The sequence below is a fragment of the Phenylobacterium sp. genome (assembly GCF_044371015.1).
In the GTDB taxonomy this organism is placed as follows: Bacteria; Pseudomonadota; Alphaproteobacteria; order Caulobacterales; family Caulobacteraceae; genus Phenylobacterium.
Genome location: NZ_JBILUK010000157.1, coordinates 1 through 7,418, shown reverse-complemented (window position 1 = coordinate 7,418; position 7,418 = coordinate 1). Strand labels below are relative to the sequence as shown.

Annotated in this window: 7 protein-coding genes and 2 pseudogenes; 5 read left to right on the top strand and 4 right to left on the bottom strand. The window is 68.0% G+C overall.

Translation table 11 applies throughout. The features are described from left to right. The 4 genes and pseudogenes from ACIQ3R_RS12715 to ACIQ3R_RS12700 all read right to left on the bottom strand — a co-directional run. Nucleotides 1–403: pseudogene (locus tag ACIQ3R_RS12715) on the bottom strand (methyltransferase); the annotation flags it as partial. A gap of 5 nt (nucleotides 404–408) precedes the next feature. Beyond that, nucleotides 409–2,049 (bottom strand): peptide chain release factor 3, encoded by a 1,641-nt coding sequence (locus ACIQ3R_RS12710; protein WP_397419045.1) that lies wholly within the window; start codon nucleotides 2,047–2,049, stop codon nucleotides 409–411. A 211-nt stretch (nucleotides 2,050–2,260) separates the two neighbouring features. Further along, nucleotides 2,261–3,280, bottom strand: coding sequence for a hypothetical protein (locus ACIQ3R_RS12705; protein WP_397419043.1), 1,020 nt, complete (start codon nucleotides 3,278–3,280; stop codon nucleotides 2,261–2,263). A gap of 71 nt (nucleotides 3,281–3,351) precedes the next feature. Then, nucleotides 3,352–3,684 (bottom strand): DUF1491 family protein, encoded by a 333-nt coding sequence (locus ACIQ3R_RS12700; protein WP_397419041.1) that lies wholly within the window; start codon nucleotides 3,682–3,684, stop codon nucleotides 3,352–3,354. A 196-nt stretch (nucleotides 3,685–3,880) separates the two neighbouring features. Between ACIQ3R_RS12700 and ACIQ3R_RS12695 the strand changes: the two genes are divergently transcribed. From ACIQ3R_RS12695 to ACIQ3R_RS12675, 5 genes and pseudogenes are all read left to right on the top strand, one after another. Beyond that, the gene (locus ACIQ3R_RS12695) at nucleotides 3,881–4,717 is read left to right on the top strand and encodes a hypothetical protein (protein WP_397419039.1); all 837 of its coding nucleotides are present in this window, start codon (nucleotides 3,881–3,883) and stop codon (nucleotides 4,715–4,717) included. 59 nt (nucleotides 4,718–4,776) lie between these two features. Then, the gene (locus tag ACIQ3R_RS12690; RefSeq protein ID WP_397419037.1) at nucleotides 4,777–6,021 is read left to right on the top strand and encodes an MFS transporter; all 1,245 of its coding nucleotides are present in this window, start codon (nucleotides 4,777–4,779) and stop codon (nucleotides 6,019–6,021) included. A 146-nt stretch (nucleotides 6,022–6,167) separates the two neighbouring features. After that, on the top strand, nucleotides 6,168–6,368 hold the full coding sequence (gene rpmI, locus ACIQ3R_RS12685) for a 50S ribosomal protein L35 (RefSeq protein ID WP_293348522.1): 201 nt from the start codon (nucleotides 6,168–6,170) through the stop codon (nucleotides 6,366–6,368). A 13-nt stretch (nucleotides 6,369–6,381) separates the two neighbouring features. Then, a complete protein-coding gene (rplT, locus tag ACIQ3R_RS12680; protein WP_397419034.1) occupies nucleotides 6,382–6,738 on the top strand; it encodes a 50S ribosomal protein L20 in 357 nt (118 codons plus the stop codon). Between the two features lie 113 nt (nucleotides 6,739–6,851). Next, nucleotides 6,852–7,418 (top strand): annotated as a pseudogene (locus ACIQ3R_RS12675) (phenylalanine--tRNA ligase subunit alpha); the annotation flags it as partial.

The window sequence follows — 7,418 nt, the reverse complement described above, 5'->3', positions numbered from 1 at the left end:
GGCCCAGGGCCGGGACGACGCGCGGCGCGCCGGCGGCGATCGCCTCGCTGAGGCGTGCGGGTTGGGCGGGCCGCACCACGTAGCAGAAGCGGTGATGCTTGCGCGCGTCCTCGCCCACCTCGCAACCGAACGCCTCCAGGACCTTGCGCAGTCTCGAACCGCCCTTTTCCTTAGGCGCAAAGGCGGTGAGCCGACCTCCTGGCTTCAGGGCCCGCAGGGCCTGGGCCAGCACATAGTCGCGCTCCAGCGTGCCGCCCGGCGCCAGGATAAAGGCTTCGTCGGCGGAGGCGTCAGGGAGCGCGGCCAGATCGGCCGAGCCCGGGACCCGTGGCGAGACCTGCAGGGCGGAGGCGGGCGCGTCGACAAGGCCCGGCGCCGGGACGCCGTAGAGAAGGACGCTCATGCGCCCTAGGCCCGTTCCTTCGACCGTTCGAAGCGGACCTTCGGATATCGATCGGCGGCATAGCCCACGTCCCAGGCGCTCTTGGCCAGGAACACCGGCTGCTCGTCGATGTCGGTCCCCATGGCCGAGCGGTGCTTGCTCATGAAGTCGTCGAGGTCGGCGGGCTCGCCCAGGATCCAGCGCGCCTCACCAAAGGGGCTGGGCTCGAAGATCACGTCGAGCTGGTACTCCTCCCGGAGCCGGTCAGCCATCACTTCGAACTGAAGCTGGCCCACCGCGCCCACAATGAAGTCAGCGCCCAGCGACGGACGGAACAGCTGCGTGACCCCCTCCTCGGCCAGGCTTTCGAGGGCCTTCTTGAGGTGCTTGGCCTTCAGCGGGTCTTTGACGCGTACGCGCTGAAGGATTTCCGGCGCGAAGTTGGGCAGACCCGCAAAGCGCAGGGTCCCGCTCTCCGACAGACTGTCGCCCACACGCAACACGCCATGGTTGGGTATGCCGATGACGTCGCCAGCGTAGGCGTCCTCGGCCAACTCACGGTCCGAAGCGAAGAACATCATCGGCGCGTTCACGCTGAGCTGCTTGCCGGTGTTCTGCACCTTGAGCTTCATGCCGCGGCTGAACCTGCCCGAGCAGAGCTTGAGAAAGGCGATGCGGTCGCGGTGGTTGGGGTCCATGTTGGCCTGGACCTTGAACACAAACCCCGAGACCTCGCGGTCGCCCGGCGCGACGTGGATGTTGTCGGCAGCCTTGCGCGCGGCCACCGAACGGGGCGGCGGCGCATAGGCGCCCAGGCCCTCCAGCAGCTCCGCGACGCCGAAGTGGCGCAGCGCTGATCCGAAGAACACCGGCGTCATGTGGCCTTCGAGGAAGGCCTGGGGATCGAACGCCTTTAGGCCGCCCTCCGCCAGCTCGGCGTTTTCGGCCAGCTCCTCGCGCTCGTCGGGGTCGAGGTAGCTGACCACCGCATTGCCGTCGAAGGCGATGCCCGGCGGGTGGCCCTCATCCTCATCAGCGGCCCCGCCACCTCTCTTGCGGAAAGGCAGGAACGTGCGGCGGCGCAGATCGAGCATGCCCTTGAAACGGCCGCCGGAACCCGCCGGCCAGTAGAGCGGCGACGGATCAAGGGCCAGCTTGGACGCCACTTCGTCCAGCAGCTCGAAGGGATCCTGCGCCTCGCGATCCATCTTGTTGATGAAGGTCACGATCGGAATGTCGCGCATCCGGCAGACCTCGAAGAGCTTGAGGGTCTGGGGCTCGATGCCCTTGGCTGCGTCCAGCACCATCACGGCGGCGTCGGCGGCAGTGAGGGTGCGGTAGGTGTCTTCCGAGAAGTCCTCGTGGCCTGGCGTATCCAACAGATTGAACATCAACCCGTCGTGGTCGAAGGTCATCACGCTGGCCGAGACCGAAATGCCGCGTTCGCGCTCGATCTTCATCCAGTCCGATCTGGTGCGACGGGTCTCGCCCCGCGCCCGCACGGCTCCCGCCGCCCGGATTGCGCCGCCGGCCAGCAGCAGGTTCTCGGTCAGCGTGGTCTTGCCGGCGTCGGGATGGGAGATGATCGCAAAGGTCCGCCGCCGCGCCGCCTGGGCGGCGACTCCAAGGCGAGAACTGGCGGCCTCGGCGGCAGGGGAAGCGCTCATGGCGCGGCGGCTAGCACGTCACGAACCGCCTTGAAAGCACGGCCCCGACCCCGATCTCGCGCCTACCGCGACGTTGCGATGGTGAAGTAGGGGCCATGGGGGTGGTCGAGATTGGTCTCCAGAACCTCGACCTTGGTGTGCCCGAAGGACTTGAACGCGCACATGATCACATCTCCGGGCAGCCAACAGGCCGCTTCGGTTGGGCCGCCGCTCACCGCTTCGGGCGGCTCTCGGCCAGGGCCTGGGCCAGGGCACGGTTGAGGGCGCGGGCGCCGGCCAGCACCCGCTCCTGGAAGACCGGGGGGTCGATGCGGTAGCGATAGGCCGCCATGGCGTAGGAGTTGGGCGATCCAGGGCCTTGGACTCCCATGGCGGCGGATGAGTTCCACCACGCCACCTCGGCCTGGTTGTCGGTCCGCGAGGTCTGGATCATCTGACCGGCGTCGCCCAGCCGGACGCGGCGTTGCAGGCCGGTTCGGTTGCCGCCGCCCGCCAGTGCATTCTTGCCGAAGTGGAACAGGCCGCCGGTAACCATCTCGGGCATGAACAGGCCCGGCCGCGCGCCGGTGGCCGCGTCGGCCGAGAAGGCGCCGCCGCCAGACCGTGTCAGTTCGGCGAAGTCCACCACCAGGGTCGGTGTGGCGCAGATGGCGCCGAGGCCGGCGCAGATCTTGTTGAACGCCCGGCCGTTGGTGAGCCCGAAGGGCCCCTGATCATTGGGCACATCGAGATTGATGAAGAAGAGATCGTGATTGTTGGGCGGCACGTAGGCGAAGGTGCGGGCATCGGCCGGGATGCGACCGGTCCAAGGCACCGAGGCCAGTTTGAGCTCGCGGTAGGCCGGCTGCGCCCGAATCTCCTCTGCCCCGATCACCGGACGACCGGTGGCGCGAACCTGTTCGGTGAAGTCCGCCAACGCCAAGTCGGCGATGGCGCGGGCAGCCTTTAGGTCGAGGCCCGACAGCTCCACGTCGGTCTGCGACATGGCCCGCCCGCCGGTGGTGATCGAATTGATTCCGCTGCGCACGACAAATCCGAGGCGATAGCCTGGCAGCGCGACGGCGTCTGACTTGTTGAGAATGTCGGATACGGCGCGACGGTCGAAGTCTTTCCAACTCAGTGCGGCGAGATTGACATAGCTCTGCGCATGGGCGGGGGTTCCGGCCGGCAAAGCGGCCGAGGCCGCAGCGAACGCGGCGCCGCGGGCGACGTCTCGGCGGGTGATGTTCATGAGAATGTCCTCCGGGATTCGCGGATCGTGAGACAGGTTCCACGCCCCGGCAAGTCTGACGATCCGAACCCTCAGGTCTTCTCCACCGGCTCCACCAGAAAGTGGCGGCCTTCGCGATCGTCGATCTCGACCACCCAGATATCGGGATCGATCCGGGCGGCGCGTTCGGCGTAGCGGTCAAGCTCGGCCTCGTCGCGGCTGGCGGCGGGCTCCATCCAGACGCGGTCGCCATCGCCGCGCGTGGCTTCGGCCAGCAGGCGGGCGGTTCCTTCGGCGCGGTTGACGATCTTGACCAGCACGGCGCCGGCGCGCGGGTCGCCCTTGCGCAGCACGGTGGCGAATGCCCCGCCCTTTTCCGCGCGGCGGATGAGGGCGCCGACCCAGATGTCAGAGGAAAGCAACATACGCGCATGCAGATACCGCGACCCGCGCCCCGCGGGAAACTGTTAACCCTACGCGTCCACCTCGCCGAAACGGGCTCATCGTAAAGCCGATCACCAAAGCGGCCGAAAAGCGCCGTCGGTTGGATTGGTGGGTGTAGTCATGACCACGCGCAGAAGCGCGCGGCCAAGGTCGCATTGGACAGGCCTGGGGCTGGCGATGGCCCTCGCCGCCCCGACGTTCGCCCACGCGGCCATGAGCGCGACCGACATCTATCTCGAACGCACGCTGCTCACTGTCCTCGGCGAGCGTTGCGGCCTGTTCACCCCGGGCGTTTCGGCGGCCCTGGCGGCCGGCGCGGCTCAGGCGCGGGGCGCGGCCCTGCGCGCGGGCACGGAGACCCGCACATTGAGAGCCATCGAGTACGAGGCGCGCAACCGGGCGGCGCGGATCGCCTGCGCCAGCGCACCGGTCACCGAGGCGGCCCAACGCGTGCAGAGCGCCTTCGAAGGCTACAGCCGAGTCACGCGCATGACCTATCGCGGCGACGTCTCGGGCTGGCGCGCCGACCGGGGCCAGAGCCGCACCGCCCGCTGGCGCCTGGCGCAGGACGCCGTCTTCGGTTCTAACCGGATGATCTTTGGCCTGGCCGGCCGTGACGCCACAAGCGCTCTGGTGGCCGTGGCGGATTTCGCCGACAACCAGACGCCCTATGCCGCCCGCCTTGTGATGCGCGACGCGACCCGCACAGTGGGACCCTACCTGTTGGGCGGCGCGACTGCGGCGCTGAGCCAGAAGCTGCCGCCGGCCAGCGCCACGCGGGGCTTCCTGGCCGAAGCCCGGTCGGGCGCCGAGGCCGAACTGCTGCCAAAGGGCGCGGCCGATGGCTGGGCCTTCCGCTTCCCCGCAGCCGCCGCCCAGGCCCTGGCCGAGCTGGATCCACGCGAGGCCGTGGCGATCGAGTTTATGTTCCCGGGCGAGCGTGTCCGCCGCGCCTATGTGGAAGTGGGCGACTTCGCGGCCGGCAAGGCGTTCCTGACGCTCGCCGCGCGCTGAGGACCGTCGGACCCATCGTGCACCTTGCCGCCGCGCGGACGTCAGCCTAACACCGGGCCATGTCCGTATCGTCGCCCCCGGAGGCGCCCGCGCCGCCCCCCTGGGCCGCGCTGTCGCTGATCGGCATCATCTTCTTCAACATGCTGGGCTTCGGGATCATCGTCCCGTTGCTGCCCTTCTACGCCGCCTCATTCGACGCCGAGCCTTGGGAGATCGCGCTGATCTTTTCAGCGTTCTCCATCGGCACGTTTTTCGGCGAGCCGTTCTGGGGCCGGCTGTCGGATAAGTATGGTCGCAAGCCGTTGCTGATCATGACCATCGCCGCCAACGGCCTCTGCTATCTGGCCCTGGCGTTCGCACCTTCCGCTGTGGCGGCGATCGGCATCCGCCTGCTGGGCGGCCTGTTCAGCGGCAACGGCTCGATCATTCAGGGCTACATCGCTGACGTGACACCGCCGGAGAAGCGCACCCGCTACATGAGCTACATGGGCGCAGCCTGGAATGTCGGCCTGATCGTGGGCCCCTTCATGGGCGGCGTCTTCGCGCGGCCGGGCGCCGGGCCCATCGGCTTCCAGTTGCCGCTGTTGATTTCCGCCAGCCTGTTCCTGGCCTCGGCGGTGTTCGTGGCTCTGATCATCCGCGAGAGCCGCCAGCGCGACCTCTCGGCCTCACATCAGCCCAACCGCTGGGCGGCCATGGGCGAGGCGTCCCGCCATCCCGTGATCGGGCCGCTGATGCTGCTCACGTTCATGGTCGGCTTCGCGTTCACAGGGGTGGAGTCGGTTTTCGGCCTCTGGACCGAGGCCCGATTCAGCTGGGGACCTCAGGAGATCGGCTGGGCTTTCGCCATCGTCGGTGTCGCCTCGGCGATCACCCAGATCTTCGTCACCGGCCCGCTGTCCGAGCGCTATGGTCAGGGCCGCATGCTGGCGATCGGCATGGCGGTGACAACCGTTTGTCTGTTGATGCAGCCCTTTTCGACCAGTGGGCCGATGACCATTGCGTTTCTGACCTTGAGCGCCATCGGTCAATCGGTGGCCTGGCCCAATGTCAGCGCGCTGATTTCTGAAACCGCCGATCCGCACCGCCAGGGCCAGATTCTGGGCCTGAACAACGCCATGGGCGCGCTCGCCCGCGTCGCCGGCCCCATGTGCGCCAACCTGACCTTCGCCGGCCTGAGCATCCACGCACCGTTCTTCATCGGCGCCCTGGTGGTCGCGCCAGCGATCCTGATCGCCCTGGCGGCCGGACGACGGGCGCAGGCGTGGCGGCAATCGCCGGAAGCCGGCCCGGATACGCCGTGACCGAAGCGCGACGGCGCCCACGCGCCCTTGCCATTTCTCCACCCTTCCCGTATTAGCCCGCCCCTTCGGAACCGCCTGGCCCCAAGGCATGCCAGGGCGGCTCATCAACACGACCAGAGGACGGGGTCTTCGGGCCCCGACGTGAAATGCCCAAACTGAAGACCAAGTCCGGCGTGAAAAAGCGCTTCCGGATGACGGCGTCTGGAAAGCTCAAGGCCGGCGTCGCCGGCAAGCGCCACCGCCTGATCAGCCACAACGCCAAGTACATCCGTCAGAACCGCGGCACCAAGGTGATGAGCGACGCTGATACGAAAATTATCAAGCTCTGGCTCCCCTACGGCCTCTAAGGAGAACTGACAGATGGCACGCGTGAAACGGGGCGTTGTCGCCCACGCCAAGCACAAGAAGGTTCTCGAACAGGCCAAGGGCTTCTACGGGCGCCGCAAGAACACCATCCGCACCGCCAAGGCGGCCGTGGACAAGGCCGGCCAGTACGCCTACCGCGACCGCAAGGTCCGTAAGCGCAACTTCCGATCGCTGTGGATCCAGCGGATCAACGCGGCGGCGCGGCTGGAAGGCTTCACCTACTCGCAGTTTATCCACGGCCTGGACAAGGCCGGGATCGAGATGGACCGCAAGGTTCTCGCCGACATCGCCGGCGCCGATCCCACCGCGTTCAAGGCCATCGCCGACAAGGTTCGCGCCGCGCTGGCTTGAGGCCCGGGATCAGCTGATCTCCAGAGCTTGAAGAGCCCCCCGGCCGAACCGCCGGGGGGCTTTTTCGTGGCCCCCTTCACCCTGCGAAGACCTTTGGCTAGGACACCCGTCCCATGACCGACCTCACCAAACTTCAGGCGGACCTCGCCGCCCGTATCGCTGACGCCGCCGACGTGGCGGCTCTGGAGGCCATCCGCGTCGAGGCCCTGGGCAAGTCGGGCTCGATCTCCGAACTGCTGAAGGGCCTGGGGCGCATGAGCCCGGACGAGCGCCGGGTCGAGGGACCCAGGATCAATGGCCTCCGCGACACCATAGCCGCCGCCATCACCGAACGCCGTGAGGCGCTGGAGACGGCCGCTCTCGACGCCCGCCTCGCCGCAGAACGCGTGGACCTCTCGCTCCCGCCGCCGCCCGAACGGCGCGGACGGGTGCATCCGACCATGCAGGTGCTGGACGAGATGATCGCGGTGTTCGCCGACATGGGCTTCTCGCTCGCCGAGGGGCCGGACATCGAGGACGACTTCCACAATTTCACCGCACTCAACTTCCCGCCAAAGCACCCGGCGCGGGAGATGCACGACACGTTCTGGCTGCCCGAGAACGAACGCGGCGAGCGGCGCCTGCTGCGCACCCACACCAGCCCCGTGCAGGTGCGCGTGCTGCGCCAGGGCCAGAACGGA

What these genes read in the sequence shown, in the direction of transcription:
- ACIQ3R_RS12710 (WP_397419045.1), bottom strand. Translation starts at nt 2,049, where the DNA reads ATGAGCGCTTCCCCTGCCGCCGAGGCCGCCAGTTCTCGCCTTGGAGTC.
- ACIQ3R_RS12705 (WP_397419043.1), bottom strand. Translation starts at nt 3,280, where the DNA reads ATGAACATCACCCGCCGAGACGTCGCCCGCGGCGCCGCGTTCGCTGCG.
- ACIQ3R_RS12700 (WP_397419041.1), bottom strand. Translation starts at nt 3,684, where the DNA reads ATGTTGCTTTCCTCTGACATCTGGGTCGGCGCCCTCATCCGCCGCGCG.
- ACIQ3R_RS12695 (WP_397419039.1), top strand. Translation starts at nt 3,881, where the DNA reads ATGGCCCTCGCCGCCCCGACGTTCGCCCACGCGGCCATGAGCGCGACC.
- ACIQ3R_RS12690 (WP_397419037.1), top strand. Translation starts at nt 4,777, where the DNA reads ATGTCCGTATCGTCGCCCCCGGAGGCGCCCGCGCCGCCCCCCTGGGCC.
- rpmI (WP_293348522.1), top strand. Translation starts at nt 6,168, where the DNA reads ATGCCCAAACTGAAGACCAAGTCCGGCGTGAAAAAGCGCTTCCGGATG.
- rplT (WP_397419034.1), top strand. Translation starts at nt 6,382, where the DNA reads ATGGCACGCGTGAAACGGGGCGTTGTCGCCCACGCCAAGCACAAGAAG.